This window comes from Nocardia sp. NPDC060259, from assembly GCF_042728775.1.
Classification (GTDB): domain Bacteria; phylum Actinomycetota; class Actinomycetes; order Mycobacteriales; family Mycobacteriaceae; genus Nocardia.
Genome location: NZ_JBHXAY010000050.1, coordinates 1 through 22,661, shown reverse-complemented (window position 1 = coordinate 22,661; position 22,661 = coordinate 1). Strand labels below are relative to the sequence as shown.

Here is a 22,661-nt window from a genome sequence, read left to right as displayed (position 1 = left end):
TATCACATGGCCCTCGGGACCGAACCAGAGGCGGAGGGACGCAGGGGTGAACGATTTTCCGCCAGGTGGGCAGTTCGAGTCGCGAGAATCATTGTCATGTTGCCCCCGCACCGGATCGAGTGGCTGTTGAATAAATTGCACCGCGGGAGTTCTCCGGCTGCGTTCGACGATGCCGAACGATGGAGACGGCGGGTCGTAGAGGTGAGTCCCGCTGCCGCCGGACGATACGGGTGCTTGATCAGATCTGTGGCAACCACGCTGTTGGGCCGAAGATACGGTGCGTGGCCGACCTGGTGTGTCGGCGTTCGCACGGAACTGCCGTTTGCAGCCCACGCATGGGTGGAAGCAGAAGGCAAGCTTGTCGGTGAGCCCGGGGACATGGCTACATTCAGCCGGCTGATCGTGGTCGGCCCGCAGGCGAACGTGGGTGAAGATGTCAACGGACAACGGTAAACCTCCGCACAACGGGTCGTGGCTGCGGAGAGTCGGGGCCTTGCTCAGGTTGGTTGCGCCGCACCGGAAGTCCTTGTCGGTAGCGACGGCGCTTCTTCTCGTGGGTACCGGATTGTCGCTGGCGCAACCGCTGCTGGCCGGACAGGTCGTTCGGGATGCGGTTTCGGGTGAGACGATCGTGTGGTCCCTTGCGGCGTTGGTCGGGGCCTACGTTCTGTATGCCGTCACCGATACCGGCGGGCACTACATCCTCGAGCGATCGGGCGAGTCCGTGCTCTTGACCGTGCGCAGTCGCTTGGCCGGGCATCTGCTGAGGTTGAGAATTCCCACACTCGAGTCGCTCCGGGTCGGGGACCTGATCTCGCGGGTGACGCTCGATTCGGCGGTGGTCCGGAATGCCGTCGGTTCCAGCCTTGTGCAGATATTGACCGGGGCGATCACCCTCGTTGGAACCATCGCGGTGATGATCTATATCGATTGGCTGCTGTTCTCGATCGTCATCGTCACCGTTGCCGTCGCGGCAAGTGCGATGTTGCTGGTCATGATGAGGATCGAGAAAGCATCGACACAATTGCAAGAGAGTGTGGGCGCACTTTCCGCGGATATCGAACGGGCGCTCACCGGAGTTCGTACGGTCAAGGTGAACAATGCCGAGGAGCGTGAGCACGAACACCTGACCGAGTTGGCCGGTGCAGCGTTTTCCGCAGGCATGCGAGCTGCCAGATTGAAAGCACTGGGAAATCCGGCCATGCACCTGGCGGTGACCGGTTCGTTCGTTGTCTCCCTGCTGGTCGGCGGTGTCCGGGTCGCGAACGGCCAGATGGAGTTGAGCGGCCTTGTCTCGATGATGCTGCTTGCGATGAACTTGCTGATCCCGGTCAGCGATCTCTTCAATGGCTCGGTCGGACTTCAGCAAGCCCTGGGTGCCCTCAGCCGGATCGAATCTACACTCCAATTGCCTTCCGAAGACAGTGATGACGTCCGGCACAACGTCATCGAACCAGCCGTTGATTCGCCGAGAACGATATTCCACAAGTCCGCCGAAAATGGAGATCTCGCGCTCGAGTTCCGTAATGTTCATTTCTCGTACGACGAGAGAAAGATTCTCGACGGAGTAACTTTCTCGGTTCCACCGCGCGGGCATGTGGCGCTGGTCGGGCATTCGGGTGCCGGAAAGTCGACAGTGTTCTCACTGGTGAGCCGATTCTATAATCCGAACGACGGCGATATCCTGCTGGCAGGGCGATCGTACAGCGATCGGCCTCGCCGGGCGTGGCGCTCGGAAATCAGCCTGCTGGAACAAAACGCGCCACTGCTGTTCGGGAGTCTTCGAGACAATCTGACCTATCGGCAGCCGGGCCTCGCGGAGGATGACCTCCAGCACGCGATAGAGCTCGCCGGGCTGGCAGATCTTGTCGCAAGGCTGCCTCGTGGCCTCGACACCCCCGTCGGTGAGCATGGTGTACTCCTGTCCGGCGGCGAGCGGCAACGAGTGGCGTTGGCACGGGCGTTGATACGGCGTCCGGTGCTGATGATGCTGGATGAGCCGACGGCGATGCTGGACGCCGAGACCGAGAAGGCGTTGAACGTGACCATCCAGGCCGTGCGAAAGGAGTGCGCGCTGTTGGTCATCGCCCATCGCCTGTCCACGATCCGCGAAGCCGAAACCGTCGTGTTCCTCAAGGACGGACACATCGTCGACACCGGCCCGCACGACGAATTGGTTGCCCGCAACGGTGACTACCGGCAGCTCGTCGGCGCGAAGGTGTGAATGTGCCAGGACCGGCGAGTGGTCGACAAAGGTCCTCACCCGATGTCGACCACCCTCGCCCAGGTGGGTGGGGTGTCCGGGACATAGTCCGGGTTGTCCTCGCTCCACGAGTCCTCCCGGCGGAACAGGCCGACCACGGTGCGGCAGGCGGGGCGTGTTGCCGGCCAGGGGGTTTGGCCGTCTGTCAGGGCGACGATCACGTCGGGGCGGGTGCGCAGGGCTTGGGCGAAACCGGTTCGCAGGTCGGTGCCGCCGCCGCCGATCAGTGCCATGCCCTCGGCGCGGCACAATGGGACGGCGATGCGGGCCGCGGTGTCGCACGAGAACACGGTGACGAGGTCGCGGCGGCCGCCGACGGCGTGGGTGATGGCGGCTACTTCGAGTAGCGCGCTGCCGAGTTCGGCATCGCTGACCGATCCCGAGGTGTCGATGACGACGGCGACCCGCGGTGGCATGCGGCGCAGGCTCGGCAGCACGACGCCGGGTAGCGCGGCCGAGCGGCGTGCCGGGCGGCCGTAGGTGTAGTCCGCGCCGACGCCGGGGGCCGATGCGGCGGAACGCAGTGCCGCTCCCAGCAGGTCCCGCCATGGCTGGGGCGGGTGCAACGCCTTCTCCGCCCACCGTTGCCACCCCTGGGGCGTGTTCCCCGGGCGGCCGACGATGCCCTGCGCCACCCGGAATCGGACCGCGGCGCGTTCCTGTTCACTGAGCCCGTCCGCACCGTCGGGCCCCAGTTCCCAGTCGCGGTCGAGGCCGTCCGCGCCGCTGCCGCAGTCGAGCCAGGCGAAGTCCTGGGTGAGGTGCCCCAGGCTGAACTCGCGCAGGTAGTCCTCCATGAGTTTGCCCGCGGCCAGACCGAGGGTCGCGGGCATGACCGCCCCTGTCGGCCAGACCAACCCGGCACCGAACACGTCGTCGTTGATCTCGGCGTCCGCCGCGATGTTCATCCGCAGGCGCTCCGCGGGACCGGTCAGGTCGTGCGCGCGGGCGTATCGATCGCTGCGCCCGTGATGGTCGCGCAGCAGATGCGAGACCTCGTGCACCAGTACCGAGGCGAGCTCCTCCTCCGGCGTGCAGTCGACGAACGCGGGAGACACGTAGCACCGCCAGTGCTTGTCCACCGCCATCGTCGGCACCCGCCGTGCCTCGACGATGTGCAGTGCGTACAGGGCCGTCGCCAGGTACGGACGGGCCGAGACCGCGTGCAGCCGAGCGGCATACAGCTTGTCGTGGTCCAGACCCGCGATCTGCGCCGTCATCGGCGAACCTCGGCGACACGGGCCGCGGCGCGATCGGCACGCTGGGACACCGACACCATGGCGGCCAGCTGTTCGATCGCTGCCGGAACCTCCCAGTTGTCCCGGCGCAAGGTGGCGAGCGTGGTCGCCGGCACCACCACCAGATCGGGGGCTCCGGTGTCCACCGCCTTGACCAGCAGCTTCCACGCGGCGGCCCAGCGGGCCTTCTCCGGGCGTTTGCGGACGGCGGCCACCACGGCGTCGAGCGCGGCTTGGCGCAGATCTCCCCGCTCGGGCAGCTCGGCGGCGTCCGGATCGGCGAGCAGTACCTCCGGGTCGGGCAGATCCATCCGGTCGATGCTGGTCAGCAATTCGAAGCCGGGACCGTCGCCGACCGTGCCCCGCACCAGTATCGATAGCACATCGCGACTCGCGTCCGCCGCGGTCGCGAAGGCGATCAGCCGCAGGGTCATCTCCCAGCTGCGCGGCGACGCCCAGGCACCGCCCCGGCGGGTTTCGGTGGTGGGCATCTGATGCACGAGTTTCGGCCGGGCAGCGAGCAGCCCGCACACCGCGCGCCGGGCGAAAGCCACTGCCTCCGGCAGCTTTTCGGGTGCGAGCCGGGGCAGTGTCGCCCGTGGCCACGTTCCGCCGAGGCCGCGGACGACGACGTCGTGGTCGTGGGTCCACTGCAGGTGCACGAAACGGTTCGCCAGCGGGGGGCTCAGCTCCCAGCCGTCGGCGGCCGAGGAGCGCGGGTTGGCGGCGGCGACGATGCGGACACCAGGAGGCAGTTGCAGCGCGCCGATCCTGCGCTCGAGGACCACGCGCAACAGGGCGGCCTGCACAGCGGGCGGTGCGGTCGACAGTTCGTCGAGGAACAGCAGTCCGCGACCGGTGCGGGCGAGTCGAACGGCCCAGTCCGGTGGGGCCATGGGGACTCCGTGTGCCGCGGGGTCGTCGCCGATGATCGGCAGGCCCGAGAAGTCCGACGGCTCATGCACGCTCGCGATCACCGTGGTCAGCGGCAGGTCGAGGGAGTCGGCGAGCTGGGTCAGGGCGGCGGTCTTGCCGATTCCTGGCTCGCCCCACAGGAGTACCGGCAGGTCGGCGGCCACGGCCAGCGTCAGCGCCTCGAGGCGGGTATCGGGACGCGGCTCGGTGGCTACCTCGCTCAGCAGGGCAAGCAGCTCGCCTGCGACGTCGAGCTGAGAGTCGGTGGCTGGAGCCGGGAGCGGAGCGCGGAGAGTGTGAACAGACATGCGTGAATCACCTTTGGGTTCAGAAGAATTCGATGGATGCGAGGCGCGCCGTGCAGGGCATGGCGGGCTGCGGTGCTCGTCAGATCGCGGTCGCGTGGCGTGGGTGCGCGCCGTGCTCGCGGCGAGCGCGGAGGGCAGGGTAGCGAAGACCATGACCTGGTGCGGGGAGCCCCGCCCGGAACAGGCCGTAGGTGATCCGCCGCTGCGCGGATGCTTCCAGTTCGTGCAGAAGCGGACCGTCGCGCAGCAGCGCCTCGGGCCCGAGGAGGTCTTCGACGACAGCGAGCGCACCGGCGGTGTCGCCGTGGTCCAGTCGTTCACGAACGCCGACAAGGCAATCCGGATGGCGATGCGCCTGGTCGATGACCTGCAGGCAGGGCAGCGGGGTGCCGGTCAGAGCGACCAGCAGTTCCTCGCGCCGGATTTCGGCCGGATCGTGATCCAGTGCGGCGAGCACCCCGTTCACCAACCCGATCCGGTGGAGCTCTCCCCGGCACGCCACGAACCGCTGACCTGCGCTGATCCGGGGTGGATCGGTCGGCGAACAGTCCGGGTCGAGCGCCGAGGCGACCAGCGGATGCAGCCGGTCGGCCGTGATCGCACCCGCGCGGATCAACGCCAGATCGGGCAGCACCCAGGTCGCCGCGTCGGGCAGGACCGGCAGCGCGGACACACCGCCGCGCGGGTATTTCTCCGCGATCCGCACTGCGGGCGGTTCGTCCCCGGCTGAACTCAGGTCCAGGACCAGGCGTCGCCGTGCTCCGTAGCGCACGAGCACCAGACCGCCCCGAGCTTGCTCGGCCCGCAGCAGAATCGCCGCCTCGGCCGCCCATCGGTCGACGGCACAATCCTGCGGTACCAGGGCGACGGGGTCCACCGCCCGCGGGTCGGTGACAGTGGCACCGGCGCGGTCACCGTCCGCGGGGAATCGCGTTGCGCCCGAACGCATCCGCAACTCGTCCGCCCTGCGCGCATCCCACAGGTGACGGTGCAGATCGAGCCGGTAACGCCGGTTGGGCCGGGCATGCGGGTGCATACCCGTGCCGGATCCCGGCCTTGATCCGTCCCACAGCGCGAGACCGATCCGCTGGCCCGCATCCGCCCACGCAGGTGCGGTGCGGACCACCAGGTGCACGGGAGTCATTCCCCCGCTACGGAATTCGGTGGTATCGGCATCGTAGCGAGCCAGCGCCATCGTCAGCCCCGGCCTGAGCAAACCGTCAGGCGCGACTCTGGGCAGATGCCAGCGCAACAAGTCCGGCGCCAGATGACGCAGATCAGCCCGCACCCGCGCGGCGAGTTCCCGGCCATGGGTACGCGCCAGCGACCGCAGATCGATATCGACATCGACGTGAGCGGCGGCGCAGGCCCCGGCCCAGTCCCCCACTCGGCGCCGGGTGGTGGCGATATCGATCATGGTGGGCGGCACCGCGAACTCACGCACGCGCAGCCAGAAGGAAAGACGAGAATCGTCCCCGTGATGTGTTGGGAGAGAAGCCGGTTCGATGACCGGCGTCGGGCTCAACGGCCCGGGCGCAGAACGCCCTTTCGACGAGATGTCATGCGCCAAGTATGCACAATGATCAACTACCCGACAAGCGTCGACGTTCGGCTCACGACAGCAGATGGCGCCCGACCAGCGGTCAGGCGCCATCTCGCTCCAGTGTCGCTGTGCTGATTACCCCGCGTCGGCGGCGGCCAGCTCACGCGCCTCGGAGTGGGCGCCGACCTGCGGATACGTCGGGTACTCGATGCCCGAGATGTACTGCACCGTCCGCACCACCTGGCACGAGTAGCCGAACTCGTTGTCGTACCAGACGTACAGAATCGCGGTGTCACCCTCGACGATCGTGGCGTTGGCGTCGATGATCGACGCCGCGCGCGAGCCGATGAAGTCGCTCGAGACCACGTCGTTGGCGGCGGTGTAGTCGAGGTTGCGGCTCAACGGGCCCGCCAGCGAGACCTGACGCAGGTAGGCGAGCACGTCCTCCTTCGTCGTCTCCTGCTCGAGCTGCAGGTTCAAGATCGCGACCGAGACGTCGGGCGTTGGCACGCGGATCGAGTTGCCGGTGATCTTGGCCTTGAAGTCCGGCATCGCCTTCGCCACGGCGGACGCGGCGCCGGTCTCGGTGAGCACCATGTTGAACGGCGCGGACCGGCCACGGCGGTCGGCCTTGTGGTAGTTGTCGAGCAGGTTCTGGTCGTTGGTGAACGAGTGCACCGTCTCCACGTGCCCGCGCAGGATGCCGAATTCGTCGTCCATGGCCTTGAGCGGCGGCACGATCGCGTTGGTGGTGCACGATGCGCAGGAGAAGATCTGCTGCGTGAGGTCCTGGTCGCGGTGGTTGACGCCGTGCACGATGTTCGGGACGTCGCCCTTGCCCGGCGCGGTCAGCACGACCTTCGCGATGCCGGGGCGCAGGTGCTGGGACAGACCGTCGCGGTCACGCCACCGGCCGGTGTTGTCGATCAGGATCGCGTTGTCGATGCCGTAGTCGGTGTAGTCGATCGTCGTCGGGTCATCGCTGTAGATGAACTTGATGACGTTGCCGTTCGCGGTGAGCGTGTTGTTGTCCGCGTCGACCTTGATGGTGCCGTTGAAGTGGCCGTGCACCGAGTCCCGGCGCAGCAGCGAGGCGCGCTTGGCCAGGTCGTCGTCGCCGCCCTTGCGCACCACCACCGCGCGCAGTCGCAGCCCGTTGCCGGATCCAGCCTTCTCGACGAGCAGCCGGGTGACCAGGCGCCCGATGCGGCCGAAGCCGTAGAGGACGACATCGCGCGGGCCCTGCGGCTCGGCCTTGTTGCCGCCGATCACCTCGGCCAGCACCGCCGCGGTGAATTCCGGGATCGACAGTCCGCGATCATCGGCGCGATAGGTCATCACCAGCTGACCGAGGTCGATCTTGCACGGCCCCAGATCCAGCTCGCTGAGCACCTGCAGGAACGGCAGCGTCTCGTCGACGGACAGTTCCTCACCGGCGATCTGCCTGGCGAAACGGTGGGTCCGCAGGATGCTGATCACCGACTTGTTCACCAGCGACCGGCTGTGCAGCAGGATTGTCACACCCTTCGCGCGGTACAGCGTGCCGATGATCGGGATCATCGCCTCGGCAGCGGCTTCCTGAGCATTCCAGCGGTCAAGTTGTTCGGTGGTCAACACACGTCCTCAGGTTTCCTCGATAGGTAGTCCCCATCGATGCTAAAGACGCCCGCGATTTCACCGAGACCGGCTCCCCACCGGTGAGGTGCAGGCCACGCCGGGGTCTCCCTGCGGTGTCGGCGGCGTAGGCCATTCGAGCACTACTATGGGCGCCAGCAGCGCGGTGCACCGACGCGATGTCACCGCGACCGGTGGCGGGCGTTCACGAAGAGGGGCAGCATGCGACTCACCGCAGCGCTTTCAGTGGCAACCTCCACCGTCATCGTGATGTCGGCGTTCGTGGCGTCCTGCGCGCCCGCACCCGAGCGGTTTCCTCGTGCCGAGCTCGAGTCCGATCTGATCCAGCTCCTCCGGGAGGGCAACGTGCCCGGCGCACAACTCGTGGCGACCGACCGTGACCACGCGATTCAGCTCGACGGCGGGTTCGGTGACCTCACCGCCGAGACACCGTTTCCGGATGCGGCACGCGTGCGGATAGCCAGCACTACCAAGACCTTCGTCGCCACCGTCGTCATGCAACTGGTCAGCGAAGGCCGCGCGGCACTCGACGTCGCGGTGGAGCACTATCTCCCCGGAGTGGTCACCGGTCCCGGTGGTGACGGAAACCAGATCACTCTGCGCCAGTTGCTCAGCCACACCAGCGGCATACCGGACTATCTGCCGTTGCTCGGGCTGAGGTCCGAGGCGGATCTGCGGGTATCACGCCCTGTCGACGAGTTGATCGGCATGGCGCTGGCCCGTCCGGCCATGTTCGAACCCGGTGTGGAATTCCGCTACTCGAATACCAACTACCTGCTGCTCGGGCAGGTCGTCGAGCGCATCACCGGTGCGTCGATCGCGGACGAGGTCACCCGACGGGTGATCCGCCCGCTCGACCTCACGGATACCTACTGGCCGGAACCCGCGGAACAAACGATTCGCGGACCGCACCCCAGGGCATACCACTTCTTCGGCGACGAGCGCGCAGACGTCACCGATATCGACCCCAACTGGGGACTGCCCGATGGCGCCATGGTGTCGAGTGGCCGTGATCTGAATCGGTTCTTCACCGCGCTGATCTCCGGTCGGCTGGTACCGGCAGCCGAGTTGGCGGAGATGACCAAGACCAGTACCGTCGGCCTGGCGGGAATCACCGGTGCCGGTCTCGGACTGTTCCGGCGGACCAGCAGCTGCGGACTGGAGGCGTGGGGCCACAACGGCGCCATCTACGGTTTCTCGGTGCTCGTCGCCGCGACCGCGACCAGTGCCGTGACGATCAGCTTCAACCAGATGCCACGCCTCGCCGACGCCGCCCGATTCGACCCGGCCGTGCTCGCCGACAAGGCGCTGTGCGCGTTGAACGATCGGCCGACGCCGAGCCATCGATGACGGCCCAGGGGTCAGGACGGCGGCCGGTAGGTAACTTCCAACGCGACGGCCTCGTCGATCTGCGCAGGCGTCAGCAACCCGACAGTGTGTGAAACGGCAGCGCCTGCGGCCGCGGTGCGAATCGCGAGCGCCGCGGCGGCGACATCGTCCGGCGCATCGCCGATGACGAACAGATCGTCCTCGCCGAACGCGAAATAGCAGGCTTCCACCTTCCCCCCTACGCTCTCGACCATCTCCGTGATCGCCGCTTGGCGCGCGCTGCCACCCTGCGCGAGGAGGCCATGTGCCCCTTCCTGGAGATAGCTGACCCGCCACATGTACTTGGGCATACCTACCAACCTCCTCAGCTGAGACGATCTCGGCGAGACCGAGCCTAGGACCTCACCGCCCCCGAACTCGCCCGGCACGAACCCTGTCGTCGCAATGATGCGCCACTGCAACTGCGGCGATATCTGAAGAGCTCCCGTACGGTGCGGGGCAGGCGCGCAGTTCACCCGTTTCAGGTGAGGCAGACCGGTATTCGACCACCTAGCGTGACCGGGATGACTGCACCGCAGGACATCCGCGGAGGCTTTCCGCATAGCGCGGCTGTTCGTCGGGCTTATGACGAACTCGATTACAACCGGGCATTGGCGATGTATCGGTTCTTCTATCCCACCGTCTCGCTGGAAGCGACCTGGCGCGGAAATCTCAGCGCGGGAGCAGTGCCGAACACCGTGATGGCCTTGCTGGTCGGCACGCCGGACCAGTACGTGTTCACGGCCAACTCCGACACCCCGTACTCCGGACTCATCGTCGACCTGTCCGCCGGGCCGATGGTCGTGGAGATACCGCCCGGCACCCTCATGGGCACGGCCAACGACCTCAACCAGCTCTGGGTGCTCGACCTGGGCCTGCCCGGCCCCGCGGGCGCCGACGGCGGTCAGCACCTGCTGCTGCCACCCGGCTACGCCGGTCCGGTCCCCGAGGGATATTTCCCGGGTTCCGCAACGACCAACCGGGTCCTTGTACTCGTGCGCGCACTGCCCCACGGCACCGACGTCGACGCCGCGATCGCGCTGATGCAGCAGGTCAAGGTATATCCGCTGGGCGCCGATGCCGAGTCGAATCCGGTGGAGTGGGTCGACCTGTCGGTGCAGCAGGGCCTGGACTTCTCCCCCGTGCGCTGGGAGGACAACCTCGACTACTGGCGGGTCCTGCACGAGATTCTGCAGACCGAACCGCCCAATCCCGCCTACCGCCACCAGTACGGGGAACTCGCTGCTCTCGGCATCGTGCGCGGCGCCCCGTTCTACCCCGACCGGCGGATGACGGCCATCCTCACCGATGCGGCACGGCGCGGTCACCTGCACCTGTGCGTGCAGTCGTTCGCCGACCGCCGCGCGGACCGGATCGTGTGGCCGGACAGCCGGTGGGAGTGGGCTGTGCTGCGCCCGGAGAACGGCACCTTCGACGCCGACGGCTACACCGACCTGTACGCGCGCGAGAAATGGTTCTACCAAGCCCAGATCGAATCCCCCGCCATGTTCGCCCGCGAACCAGGCGCGGGTTCGCTGTACTGGCTCGGCCTGCGCGATTCCGCAGGTGCCTACCTCGAGGGCGCCGGCTACTACAGCCTCACCGTGCCGCAGCCGGTCCCGGCGAGTCTGTTCTGGTCCATCACCGTCTACGACGCGCACACCCGCAGCGAACTGAGAGCACCACAGAACCGTGCCGCCCTGCGCTCCCTGTACGAACTCGCCGACATCGACACCACCGCCCCGCTCACCCTCTACTTCGGGCCGACCCCACCACCGAACACCCCGACCGATCGCTGGGTCCAAACCATCCCCGGCACAGGCTGGTTCACCTACTTCCGCATCTACGGTCCCACCAGCCCGGCCTTCGACGGCACCTGGCAGCTACCGGACTTCCACCGCCACGGATGACCTCATCCGACGAACCCTCCGTCGGCGGCATCGCTGTATCCGGCGCCGCTCAGAGGCTGTCGGCGATCGCACGACCAGCGGCACGACCGGAGAAGATGCAGCCGCCGAGGAACGTGCCCTCGAGCGCGTTGTATCCGTGCACTCCACCGCCACCGAAACCCGCCGCTTCACCCGCGGCGTACAGCCCGGCGATGACAGTGCCGTCGGCACCGAGAGCGCGCGAGCCGAGATCGGTTTGGATGCCGCCGAGAGTCTTGCGGGTGAGCACATGGAGCTTGACGCCGATCAGCGGACCCGCCGCGGGGTCGAGGATGCGATGTGGTGCGGCCGTCCGCATCAGCTTGTCACCGAGGTAGCGGCGGGAGTTGTGGATGCCCTGGATCTGGGCGTCCTTGCTGAAAGCGTTGTCCACCTGGAGATCTCGGGACCGAATCTGCGCGCGGAGGCGGTCCGGGCTGAGCAGGGGCTCGTCGGTCAGTGTGTTCATCTTCGCCACGAGGTCTTCGATCGTGTCGGCGACAACGAAGTCGGCGCCGTGTCGCTTGAACGCTTCGACCGGTCCGGGTGCGTGTTTACCGAAGACGCGCTCGGTCACGATCGCCTTCCGGTTCTTCGCGGTGATGTCGGGATTCTGCTCGGAACCGGAGAGGGCGAACTCCTTGGCGATGATGCGCTGGGTGGTGACGAACCAGGAGTGGTCGTGCGGGGCGAGTTCCGGGGTGGTGCGCAGGTAGCGCAAGGTGCCGAGGGTGTCGTAGCCGGGAAGATACGGTTCGGGCAGGCGCCGTCCGAGGGCGTCGAACCACATCGAGGAGGGGCCGGGCAGGATGCGGATGGCGTGGCTGGGCCAGATCGGGGCCCAGTTCTGGATGCCTTCGGTGTAGTGCCACATGCGGTCGCGGTTGACCAGCCGGACGCCCGCGTCGGCGGCGATGTCGAGCATGCGGCCGTCGACGTAGGCGGGAACGCCGGTGATCATGGTCGCCGGTGGCGTACCCATCCGTTCGGGCCAGTGCCTGCGCACGATGTCGTGGTTGCCGCCGATCCCACCCGTGGCGAGAACGACTGCGCCTGCGGACAATTCGAACTCGCCCAGCACGTCACGGTTGGACGGCGCGCCTCGCTCGGCGCCGTCGTCGGCCAGGACCGCGCCACGCACGCCGGTGACCGCGCCGTCGGTGAAGACCAGCTCGTCGACCCGGTGACGGTGCAGGAAGGTCACCAGCCCCGTGTCCGCGGCCCGCAGCGCCGACTCGGTGAACGGGGCGACGACACCGGTTCCCGTGCCCCAGGTGACGTGGAATCGTGGCACCGAGTTGCCGTGTCCGTCGGCTCGGAGGTCACCGCGCTCGGCCCAGCCCACCGAGGGCAGGAACCGCAGTCCCAGTTCGTGCAGATACGAGCGCTTCTCACCGGCCGCGAACTCGACGTACGCGCGCGCCCATCGGGCCGCCCAGACGTCCTCGTCGTCGAGCCGGTCGAAACCCGCGCTGCCCGACCAGTCGTTCCATGCCAGTTCGAGCGAGTCCCGGACGCCGAGGCGGCGCTGCTCGGGGCTGTCGACCAGGAATATCCCGCCGAAGGACCAGAAGGCCTGGCCGCCGAGATTGGCGGCATTCTCCTGATCGACAACGAGAACGCGCTTGCCACGGCGGGTCAGCTCATGGGTTGCGACAAGCCCGGCCAGGCCTGCGCCCACCACGATGACATCGGCATCCATCCGGACGACCTCCACTTCCAACCGGGAACGCGAGAGAATTCATTCGCGCATCCGATACATTAATGCATCCGATGCGGCTGGGTATTCTTCTCGGGTGAACTCGCCCCGCTCGACCGAATCCGCGACGCCGACCGCTGCCGCCGGGAGCCCCGGCAAGGCGCCGCGCATCACGCGGCGCCGCGCGGAGACCAGGGCGCGGCTGCTCGATGCCGCGTTCCGCGTGTTCGCCGAGAAGGGTTTCGGCGCGGTGCGCATCGACGACGTCTGCGGCGCGGCCGGATATACGCGGGGAGCGTTCTACTCCCAGTTCGACAGCCTCGAAGAGCTGTTCTTCGTCCTCTACGACCAGCGCGCCACGCTGATCAACGAGCAGGTGCGAGCCGCTCTCGACGCCGTCGCGGACCCGACGGACCTCGAATCGTTCGTCGACCGGCTCTCGGCGACACTGCTACTCGATCGCGACTGGCTGCTGGTGAAGACCGACTTCCTCACCCACGCCGCGCGCAGGCCGGCCACCGCGGCGCGGCTGATCACCCATCGCGCGCAGTTGCGATCGGCCGTCGAAGACAAGCTCGCCGAGAGCCGGTTCAGACTGCCCGCGGAGCTGGGCTCGATCGGCGAGGCGGCGCGCGCGGTCATCGCCGCGTACGACGGTGTCACCGTGCAGCTGCTGCTCGACAACGACCAGCGGGCAGCCCGGGCCTGGCTGGCCCGGTTGATACGTCAGCTCGGAGTGGCCGGCCGGGCCTGACCGAGCTGTCGGGCCCCGCGAACAACCCGGACCCGATGTCGTCGTCACCGATCGACATCGCCCGGCTCCCGATGTGGAGAACGCCCCGTGCGGTTCGTCGTCCTGGTAGAGAGGGGTAATCGGCCCCTCGCATCGAGGAAGGGTGTGCGCCATGCATTATCTGGTGACGTTGGTGGGACGCGAAGACACTCCCGCCGCACGACCCGGTTCGCCGGAGTTCGACGCCGAAGTCGCGCGCTACGCGGAATTCGACGAGAAGGAGGGGGCGGCCGTCGCCGGTGGCGCGGCGCTGTTCCCGTCGGCGGAGGCGATCCAGGTACGACGCTCGGGCGGGCGGACCCTGGTCACCGACGGCCCGTTCACCGAGCAGGCCGAGGTGGTCGGCGGGTTCTACGTGTTCGAAGCCGCCGATCTGGACGAAGCCATTCGCCTGGCGCGGCAGTTGCCCGCCGTCGAGAGCGGCGGGGTGGAGGTCCGCCCGCTCGTCGAGTGGTCACCGCACGCCACCCCGCGCGCGGACTGGTGGTTGGCCCTGCTGTGGGAACCGCCCGCGGCGGTGGTCGAGCCGGGCACACCGGAGTGGGACGCCATGGCGGCCGAGCACGCACGATTCGGCGAGAAGTACGGCGACGCCCTCCGCGGCGGCGGCGCGTTGCGACCGCCGTCCACCGCGACCACGGTGCAGGTGCGCGACGGCCGGCTCCTGCTGACCGACGGCCCCTATCCGGAGTTCGCCGAGGTGGTCGACGGGCTCTACCTGTTCACCGCCGAGGGACGCGACCGAGCCGCCGAGATCGCCGCGGCCGTCCCGCTCGGGGACAGTGGTCGCGCCGAGGTACGCCAGATCGTCGACCTGGACCGCTGAGCGTGCGCACCGGCCCGCCCGTGACGATCGACGCGGTCTACCGCGCGGAGTTCGGGCGGGCCGTGGCGACGGTGGCCGCGCTGACCGGGGATATCGGACTCGCCGAGGACGCGGTGCAAGAGGCGTTCGCCGACGCGGTGCGCACCTGGCCCGAACGCGGGTGGCCCGCCAGCCCGGGCGCGTGGATCACCACCGCCGCCCGCCATCGCGCCCTCGACCGGCTGCGGCGGGAATCGGCGAGGGCGGACAAGGAACACGGCGCGGCGCTGCTGCGCCCACCGGTCGAGGAGGCCGAGGTGTCCCCGGTGACCGACGACCAGTTGCGGATGATCTTCACCTGCTGCCATCCAGCACTGTCACCGCCGTCCCAGGTGGCGTTGACGCTGCGCCTGGTATGCGGCCTGCGCACCGCCGAGATCGCGCGCCTGTTCCTGCAACCGGAACACACTGTCGCGCAACGACTCACCCGAGCCAAGGCGAAGATCCGCCAGGCAGGCATCCCGCTGCGGGTGCCGCCACCGCACCTGCTGCCCGACCGGGTGCCGGTGGTGCTGGCCTGCGTGTATCTGGTGTTCACCGAAGGGTATTCGGCGACGTCGGGTCCGTCCGCCATCCGTGACGAATTGTGTGACGAGGCGATCCGGCTCGGCAGGCTGGTGTGTGGGCTGCTGCCCGGCGAATCGGAGGCACGGGCGTTGCTTGCGCTGATGTTGTTACAGGACAGTAGGCGCGCGCAGCGGCGTTCGGATGACGGGGAGCTGGTGCCCCTGGAGGACCAGGACCGCACGAGGTGGGACCACGCGGCCATCGCGGCCGGTGTGTCCTGCCTGGACTCGGCCGCCGAGGGAACCGGGCCCTATCTGGCGCAGGCACGTATCGCCGCCGCACACGCGAGCGCACCGAGCTGGCCGGAAACAGATTGGCACGCGGTACTGGCCGGCTACGACGAGCTGCTCGGGTATCTCGAGTCGCCCGTGGTCCGCGTGAACCGCGCCGTGGCCGTCGGTTTCGCGCACGGCTTCCCGGCGGGGCTCGCGGCCGTCGACGAAGTCGCGGCGGACCCGCGCCTGGCCGGCACGCACCTGGTCAGCGCCACCCGCGCCGATCTGCTGCGCCGTGCGGGCCGCCCGCGCGAGGCGGCCGAGCACTACCGGGCCGCGCTGGCGCTGGTCGGCAACGATGAGGCTCGCCGCTTCCTGGCGCGCCGCCTCGCCGAGGTCGACGCCGAACGCTGAATGCCAAGATCGTCGGAAGCGATGAAAAAGACCCCTTGATCGGGCGTATCGCCTGATCAAGGGGTCTTCTATCCGGTGGTCCCAGCTGGTTTCGAACCGGCAGACGCCAGGAAGGCGAAACCCGCCACCACCTCGAATAATCGGCATCTACCAGGACCTTTGCCCGTTATCGCGATCGCGCAGATGTACGCACCGATAGGCAACATTGGGCCGCAGTATTGCACGTATATTGCACGGCGAACGGCGCCAACCAGGCACACGTAGAGATCCTCAGTTGCCAGCAGAATTCATAGCATTGAGACGCCGACTGGTCACTGCACGGTTTGACGAAACCCATAGGGACCCCCGCCACTACTCCGGCTGGCCATACGTGATCTCCAGCGAATGCTCCTCCAGGCTGCGGAGCGTCAGTTGGTCGTCTTGGACCTGGTTGAGCAGGAAGAGCTCCCTTGTGTGACACTTGTCGCACAGGCTGACGACTGCAAACGGCCACAGGTCGACCGGAGCCCCGTATGGGGCACTGTCCACGTAGATGCGGTCGGGACGCAGCGGCCGAGTGCTCGACCGATCGAACGGCTCCCAGTTGGGATGGCTGCCTCTCAGTCGGAACCCGACGATCCGATACTGGCCCTCGTCGAGGTACTCACACCGTTCGACCCAATCCCAGTGGGTCCCGGAGAGCCATCTGACCGCACTGATCGCCCCCACGATGTGTGGTTCCAGCCGTTCGACGTCTTCGGCCAGTTGGTGGCTGGCGCGGACGCCGTGCGCGTGGTGCGAGGTGTTCCTGAAGTCCTTGATGCGGCCCAGGAGGGCGCGTGCGTTGCCCCGGTCGCTCAGGGTGGTGAGTTGTTGGATGCGGGGCGTGATTCCCTCAGTCTCCAGCCGGTCGAGGAACCAGAGCCAGGTACCGAAGGTGGCGCCGGTCCGGAACTGCTTGCGCAGGTTCCTGGAGAATCCGCTCGACGCGGCGAGTTCGGTGAGCGCCAGCACGCCCAGCACACGGGCCAGACCCTCTCCCAGCTTGAGCAGTCCGTCTTTCTGCTCCGCCGGGTGCGTGCTGATTCGGTACCGACGAGACAGTGCGGCCGCGTGGTACGGAAAGCTCCACTCGGCGCGCGAGATGAGGTCGTCCAGGGGCCGCACGAGTTCACCGATCAGGCCTGCCTCATGGGCGGCGATCCGGATTTCGTTCCGAACCCCCTGGACGTCCCGCTCGCCGCTGATGAAGACGTTGGGCAGGATTCCCGACATCGTATTCCGCAGTGCGCGCCGCCCCTCTTGTACGTCTGCCAGGAGGCTCTCCACCTCGCTGTCAGTCACCAGGGCGACGGGGACGTGCGTATCCAGCAGGTCGCGAGCGCTGGGGTACTGGCCGTTGTCCTTGCGGGAGTTCAACCACTCGCATAGCGCCTGGCCGCAGCCGCGCAGCGGCTGCAGCACAAACAGCGAGGTTGCCGCCTCGCCGAAGCCCTTCGGGAGCAGACGCCAGTTCCCCGGCCGCCCGACGAGCATGCCGCCCGAGCAGAGGGTCAGTGGCCCGCCGTCCTCTGGCGCATCGGACAGGTCAGCGGCAGAGTCCGCCTCGTGAAGGTCTTGGGCGCGCAGGTGCTTGGGCCGGTCGGCGCCCTCCTCCTGCTCCTCACCGCGCTGCGGCGGGTAGACCCGAGTGGTCTCCGATCGGGCGAGGTTGCGCAGCAGTTTAAATTCGCCGTCGAGTTCCGGTCGGTAGAAGAGCGAGGGTGGGATTTCGCAACCCACCCGTGTCCTGCTGTCATTGATCCAGGCATCCGGAGCACTCGGGTGCACTTTGCATCGGAGGTGGTCGTTCGGATCCACATGAAGCGGCAGACTGACCAACTCACGCAGCTCGGGATCCGGTTCGTAAGCATCCCCAGTCCGCTGCGGCTCCCCATCGCCATCGCGCACACCTACGGCCTTGCGGACCGCCACCTCGAAGACCTTCCCCCGCGGCCAGCTCACGCCAGCCGAGGTGACTGCCCGGCGCAGCACCGTGATGGCTTCCTGCCACCTCGTCCACGTCGAGCCGACCAACCGACGCAGGGCGGCCACCAGAGCGGCAGGATCACCCGTTTTCTTTATCGCAGGCGATTCGGCGAGCCGAGTCAGGGCCTCCTCGGACAGCTCGAACCGGAGCCGCAGCGGTTGATCGATCGTGACGTCCTGGTACATCAGTTCGTGAGTGGAGATGATGCGGACCCGGTCGTCTGGCCGCTGGGCAGGGTCGGCGGACAGGGTGTCCAGGTAGAGCCTGGTGATCTCGGCAATCTGGTCTGAGGTGATGTAGTTGCGCTTCGAGCCGATAGAGCGGCGCATCCGCTGGTACTGGTCCTGAGCGTTCAGTAGCAGCACCTGACGCCTGCGCTGTGCCGGCTTGCGGTTGCTGAGGACCCACAGGTAGGTGCTGATGCCGGTGTTGTGGAAGAGGTGGTCGGGCAACGCGACCACAGCCTCAAGCCAGTCGTTCTCCACGATCCACCGCCGGATTTTTGAATCGCCGGACCCCGCGGCCCCGGCATACATCGGGGAGGCGTTGAAGATGACCGCGATCCGGCTACCGCCCTCACCTGCGGGGCCCACTGGCTTCATCTTCGCCAGCATGTGCTGCAGGAAGAGCAGCGAGCCGTCGTTGATCCGGGGGAGACCGGCCCCGAAACGGCCAGCGAAACCGAGCTGCTCGTGCTCCGACCGGACTGCGGACATGATCTGATTCCAGGCAACGCCGAACGGCGGGTTGGCAAGGAGGTAGTCGAAGGCGATTCCTTGGTGCCCATCTTCAGTGAGGACGTTCCCTAAGGCGATCGTCGAGGCCCGTCGGCCGCTGATCATCATGTTGGCACGGGAAATCGCCCATGACTCCGGGTTGATCTCCTGGCCGTACAGCATGATGTCCGCCCCCGGGTTCATCGACGTGATGAACGAGGCCGCCTCGGTCAGCAGGCCGGCCGTTCCACAGGCCGGGTCCAGGATGGTGCGAACGGCGTGTGGCGACGTCAACAGGTCCGAGTCGGCGGAGATGAGGAAGCAAGCCATCAGATGGGCTACGTCCCGGGGGGTGTAGTGCTCCCCGTTCAACTCGTTGCTGCTCTCCGCGAACCGTCGGACTAGCTCCTCGAAAAGGTTCTCCATGTGGTCGCCAGTGATCATCTGCCCCAGGTCGATCGAGGCGAACTGCCTGACTACGGGGTAGAGGAGCTCCGCCTGATGCAGGCGGATAACGGTCCGCTCAAACTCAAAACCGTCCAGCACTTCCCTGACGTTGCAGGAGTACCCGCGAACATAATCCAAGAACACCCGGTCGGCATTCCGCGGATCATTGAGCACACTCTGAAAGGAGAACCGGCTCAGATTGTAAAAGGGCCAACCCGAGGCCGCCTTAAGGCGCTGCTCCTGCTCCTGTTCGCTGTCGGTGCGCTCGGCTTCGTCGAGCACCGCTTGCCTGCTCGGTGCCAGCAGGGAGTCGAGCCGGCGCAAAACCGTGAACGGCAGGATCACCCGTCCGTACTCGGAAGGCTTGAAGTCGCCGCGTAGCAGGTCAGCCACCGACCAGACGAAGCTGGACAGGTGTCCGATGTTGTCACTCAAATTGTCCCCCGCACAGGCCGGCGCCTTCCATAGGACCGATCATTCCATGGCTGTGGCCGGGGCCAGGGCCCACCAGAAGTACGGGGCGCCGACACGCCGGGGCGACTCCAGGGAACGGCAGGTCACCGCGCCCAGCTCCCGGCAGGGTGCAGTGAGCGATCGCGCGTAATGATCACTGCCCACAGCCGGTCGTCCACGATCCACGGCGCTGCCATGGCGAAACATCCTGCACCACAGGCAGACTCGTCGCTACACAACAGAACCTGTTAGGAGCTCTTACCACGCCCAAAACTCGCAACGCCGACCGGCGCGGTAACTCCTGCAGCCGGTCTTCAACCAGTGACGGTTCAGAGGACGATGTAAGTGGTCATGGCGAGCATGAGCAGAGTGAGCGTGCCACCGAACGTGATTCCTCCCGCACGAATCGTGGAGGCCACAGTAGCCCCGTCGGCCCTCACGAGCAGGGCACCGGCGATTCCCCCAATGACGGAGGTCAAGGTGGCGGCGACGAGCAACAGGGCTTTCATGTTGTGCGACATAAGGTTCCGTTCTGTCTGTAGTGAGTCGGTCGCCTTCAGTCAGCCCGATCCGTTCGACCGCCAACCAGTCGAAGAAGCGGCTAATGTGCGGATGTGCGCATGTCGGAGGGGATTTCCTGGGTTTACGACCCGACACGGGTCGTGCTGGGTCGACGGTCGAGGGACACGACGTAATGAGTGGGGACATGAATCCGGCTCGGGAGAAGTTCCTCGCGAAGTGGCGGGCGCTGTACGTCGCGGCTGGCGAGCCTCAGATCACTGCCATCGCTAGCGCAACTAAGGTTCCGTACAGCACATTGGCAAGCTGGTTTGCCGATGATGCCAATGTGGTGATTACGACGAGCGAGCGCAAATTCGAGGCTGTTCTGCTGTACCTGCACGCAAAGTCCGGCAAGGTCCCCGCAGGGCGATCGTTGGACGTCCAGGCCCTGCGCAGCTGGCAGACTTTGCGGCGAGATGCTGGTAAGCGATCTCGTGAGGTTGGTCCTGTTGCCACGCAGAGCACGGCGGTGTACCCAAGGCTCGGCGATTGTGACCCGCTGCGAGACTTGGGAATCCAACCTGCCCCAGCACTCGACGCAAGCGTCGATAGCAATCTCGGCATGACACCGTATGTCAAACGTGAACACGACGCCAAACTCCGCGCACAGGTGGAGGGGGTAGTCGACGGTGGTCGGTCGATCCTTGTGATGCTGACCGGGGACTCGTCCACTGGAAAAACCCGCTCACTCTATGAGGCCTTACGCGAGAAGGTTCCGGACACATGGCGATTGCTTGCCCCCACAAGTGCGTCCGAACTCGTCGCATCCGTCGAAGCGATCGGTTCGCTGAGGAGCGGCTGCGTGTTGTGGCTGAACGAGGCTCAGCGCGTTTTCCGCGACGATCGCCTCACCACCTCAGAGGTGGCCGCGAAGAAACTTGACGACCTTCTCAAGTCGACTCTAGGTGTCGTGGCGGTCGGCACGTTATGGACCCGCGAATACTGGAACCTCTTTACGCAACAAGGGCTTTCAGATGATCCACGGGCTAATCTACGAGACCTCCTCACACGTCAATCGACGACGAAGCGTATTCCAGTACCGAGCAAACTCCTCGATCGGGAACGGCAACGGTGGGAAATCTGCGCGCAGCGCGATGCGCGGTTGCGAGTCGCATACGAGGCCGGCAGCGACGGCATGATCGTGCAGCACGTCAGCGGTGGACCGGAGTTGCTAGCCGCCTACCGCCAAGGCCCCGGCACCCACTTCACCGTCTGTGAGTATGCCGTGCTCACCGCCGCACTTGAAGCACGACGGCTAGGGCATAGCGAACCACTCACGACCGCACTGCTCGCCGAAGCCGCCTGGACCACCCTTGCCGATCGCGATCGCCCGGGCGAAACGGACTGGGCTGAGCAGACCCTCGTCGCACTATCGACCGGACAACGCACCGATGGCACGCGCACCGATATCCGCCACGCTCTCACCGCGATGTACCCAGTCCACGACGCACCAGGAGTATTGGCAGGCTGGGAGGTGGCCGACTACCTGCTTCAACACGCTCATGAACCATTTTGGAAGACCGCATCTGCCGCTGTATGGCAGGCAGTGCTGCGACACACCGAAAATTCCACATCCCTGCACGATCTCGGGTACTCCGCTTACAGCCACAAGCATTTTCAACATGCCGCGCGCCTGTGGCGCAAGGCAATCGAGCGTGGGCATCCCACTGCAGCATGGGGCATGTTGTTGGTGAGCGGGCACCCACCGCACGATCGGGATTACCGTGGAGCGCTCTGGATCGCCGAACACACGGCGGTCTCGGACCTGCAGACCGTGCGACAGGTGTGTGGCCTACTGGCCGAAGCACATGAGGACCATGCACTGACACGATTTATGCAGCGGGTACGTGACTGTGACATCGAGACCGGATTGCAGGGACTGACAGTGGGTCGGGTCGTCAGGACCGCTGATCCGATGTATCAGACGGTGATGAGGGAGTACGGGAGCTACGGCGCAAGAGACATCATCGATGCGGTGCAAACTGTCGACACTTCCGATACTAGGAAGGTCGCTGTACTGCTCGCGTGGCTTCAGCACGCTGGTCGAGACGGTGACGGCCACACGACTCTGGCGCAAAGAGTGGTGGACCGGATACACGACCTCACCCTTCACGATCCCGGGTCTGTCACGGAAGTGGTGCTCGCCCTACACAGCGGCGGAGACGCTGACACTGCCGCACGAGTTGCCCGTCATTCCGCCGGCACTTTCGTACCATCCTTCGATCGCGTGGAGTTCGACCACGTGCTCGACTACTGCCAGATGTTGGTTGAGCTGTTTGTTGCGGTGACCAGATGCGCTGACGTCGCTGCAGGCCAGGCCCTCGCGACCACTATCGTCGCAGGGCTTACCAACCACGACCATCCCTGGGCATTGCACGCCGAGCTCAGGCGGGCGCGCCATGATGAACTGTCGCGGGCCCGCTGCCTCGCGGTTCTAAGCGCGTGGGAACAATTCCGAATCCCCGCGAGCGAGCATCATTACCGTGCGACGGTCGTCGAAGCAACGGAGGTGGTGGCCGCCCTCGACGGCTTCGTCTTGAAGCTGGTGTGCCACCTCGCAGGCAGCGCGGATTTGGGCATCGCGGGGCTCGCGACGTATTTGTTGAAGGATCACGATGACCCTTTCGAATACGACGAGGAAGACGACGAAAACGGCTGGTCGATGCAGACGTGGCTGACCCTTGAGCAGGATCCGGTCTTCCAGGATGCATACCAGGACAAGGAC

General features: G+C 66.4%; 16 protein-coding genes. 8 read left to right on the top strand and 8 right to left on the bottom strand.

Annotated features, from left to right (window positions below):
- Window positions 1-6 precede the first annotated feature (6 nt).
- Both ACFWF2_RS19200 and ACFWF2_RS19195 read left to right on the top strand, forming a co-directional pair.
- A complete protein-coding gene (locus tag ACFWF2_RS19200) occupies window positions 7-453 on the top strand; it encodes a lasso peptide biosynthesis B2 protein (protein WP_379308797.1) in 447 nt (148 codons plus the stop codon).
- Complete coding sequence (locus ACFWF2_RS19195; protein WP_379308779.1) at window positions 434-2,224, top strand: ABC transporter ATP-binding protein; 1,791 nt, start codon at window positions 434-436, stop codon at window positions 2,222-2,224. Before ACFWF2_RS19200 ends, ACFWF2_RS19195 begins: the two co-directional genes overlap by 20 nt.
- A gap of 35 nt (window positions 2,225-2,259) precedes the next feature.
- Here ACFWF2_RS19195 and ACFWF2_RS19190 read toward each other — a convergent pair whose 3' ends face one another.
- The 4 genes from ACFWF2_RS19190 to ACFWF2_RS19175 form a co-directional block, all read right to left on the bottom strand.
- Window positions 2,260-3,483: a VWA-like domain-containing protein gene (locus ACFWF2_RS19190; protein ID WP_379308778.1), complete on the bottom strand. Its 1,224-nt coding sequence runs from the start codon at window positions 3,481-3,483 to the stop codon at window positions 2,260-2,262.
- Window positions 3,480-4,724 carry an AAA family ATPase gene (locus ACFWF2_RS19185; protein ID WP_379308777.1) on the bottom strand — a complete coding sequence of 415 codons (1,245 nt, stop codon included), beginning with the start codon at window positions 4,722-4,724 and terminating at the stop codon, window positions 3,480-3,482. The genes ACFWF2_RS19190 and ACFWF2_RS19185 overlap by 4 nt, the downstream gene beginning before the upstream one ends.
- Before the next feature lie 79 nt (window positions 4,725-4,803).
- Window positions 4,804-6,168 carry a hypothetical protein gene (locus tag ACFWF2_RS19180; protein ID WP_379308776.1) on the bottom strand — a complete coding sequence of 455 codons (1,365 nt, stop codon included), beginning with the start codon at window positions 6,166-6,168 and terminating at the stop codon, window positions 4,804-4,806.
- 234 nt (window positions 6,169-6,402) lie between these two features.
- Window positions 6,403-7,881, bottom strand: coding sequence for a glyceraldehyde-3-phosphate dehydrogenase (locus ACFWF2_RS19175; RefSeq protein WP_379308775.1), 1,479 nt, complete (start codon window positions 7,879-7,881; stop codon window positions 6,403-6,405).
- Window positions 7,882-8,151: 270 nt separating this feature from the next.
- Here ACFWF2_RS19175 and ACFWF2_RS19170 point away from each other — a divergent pair, with 270 nt between their 5' ends.
- The gene (locus ACFWF2_RS19170; RefSeq protein WP_379308774.1) at window positions 8,152-9,252 is read left to right on the top strand and encodes a serine hydrolase domain-containing protein; all 1,101 of its coding nucleotides are present in this window, start codon (window positions 8,152-8,154) and stop codon (window positions 9,250-9,252) included.
- An 11-nt stretch (window positions 9,253-9,263) separates the two neighbouring features.
- Here ACFWF2_RS19170 and ACFWF2_RS19165 read toward each other — a convergent pair whose 3' ends face one another.
- Window positions 9,264-9,581, bottom strand: a complete 318-nt coding sequence (locus ACFWF2_RS19165; RefSeq protein WP_379308773.1) for a GYD domain-containing protein — start codon at window positions 9,579-9,581, stop codon at window positions 9,264-9,266.
- A 213-nt stretch (window positions 9,582-9,794) separates the two neighbouring features.
- Here ACFWF2_RS19165 and ACFWF2_RS19160 point away from each other — a divergent pair, with 213 nt between their 5' ends.
- Complete coding sequence (locus ACFWF2_RS19160) at window positions 9,795-11,180, top strand: DUF1214 domain-containing protein (protein WP_379308772.1); 1,386 nt, start codon at window positions 9,795-9,797, stop codon at window positions 11,178-11,180.
- Window positions 11,181-11,229: 49 nt separating this feature from the next.
- Here the strand turns inward: ACFWF2_RS19160 and ACFWF2_RS19155 are convergent, their stop codons facing one another.
- The gene (locus ACFWF2_RS19155) at window positions 11,230-12,900 is read right to left on the bottom strand and encodes an FAD-binding dehydrogenase (RefSeq protein WP_379308771.1); all 1,671 of its coding nucleotides are present in this window, start codon (window positions 12,898-12,900) and stop codon (window positions 11,230-11,232) included.
- A gap of 94 nt (window positions 12,901-12,994) precedes the next feature.
- Between ACFWF2_RS19155 and ACFWF2_RS19150 the strand changes: the two genes are divergently transcribed.
- The 3 genes from ACFWF2_RS19150 (at window position 12,995) to ACFWF2_RS19140 (ending at window position 15,751) form a co-directional block, all read left to right on the top strand.
- On the top strand, window positions 12,995-13,651 hold the full coding sequence (locus tag ACFWF2_RS19150) for a TetR/AcrR family transcriptional regulator (RefSeq protein ID WP_379308770.1): 657 nt from the start codon (window positions 12,995-12,997) through the stop codon (window positions 13,649-13,651).
- Window positions 13,652-13,802: 151 nt separating this feature from the next.
- Window positions 13,803-14,516, top strand: coding sequence for a YciI family protein (locus tag ACFWF2_RS19145; protein WP_379308769.1), 714 nt, complete (start codon window positions 13,803-13,805; stop codon window positions 14,514-14,516).
- Window positions 14,517-14,536: 20 nt separating this feature from the next.
- On the top strand, window positions 14,537-15,751 hold the full coding sequence (locus ACFWF2_RS19140; RefSeq protein ID WP_379308768.1) for an RNA polymerase sigma factor: 1,215 nt from the start codon (window positions 14,537-14,539) through the stop codon (window positions 15,749-15,751).
- A 351-nt stretch (window positions 15,752-16,102) separates the two neighbouring features.
- Here ACFWF2_RS19140 and ACFWF2_RS19135 read toward each other — a convergent pair whose 3' ends face one another.
- Window positions 16,103-19,357 carry an N-6 DNA methylase gene (locus ACFWF2_RS19135; RefSeq protein ID WP_379308767.1) on the bottom strand — a complete coding sequence of 1,085 codons (3,255 nt, stop codon included), beginning with the start codon at window positions 19,355-19,357 and terminating at the stop codon, window positions 16,103-16,105.
- A 347-nt stretch (window positions 19,358-19,704) separates the two neighbouring features.
- Complete coding sequence (locus tag ACFWF2_RS19130) at window positions 19,705-19,896, bottom strand: hypothetical protein (RefSeq protein WP_378626789.1); 192 nt, start codon at window positions 19,894-19,896, stop codon at window positions 19,705-19,707.
- A 185-nt stretch (window positions 19,897-20,081) separates the two neighbouring features.
- On the opposite strand from ACFWF2_RS19130, the gene ACFWF2_RS19125 reads away from it, so the two are divergent.
- Window positions 20,082-22,661 (top strand): hypothetical protein (locus ACFWF2_RS19125; protein WP_379308766.1); only part of this gene is annotated, 2,580 nt, incomplete at its 3' end.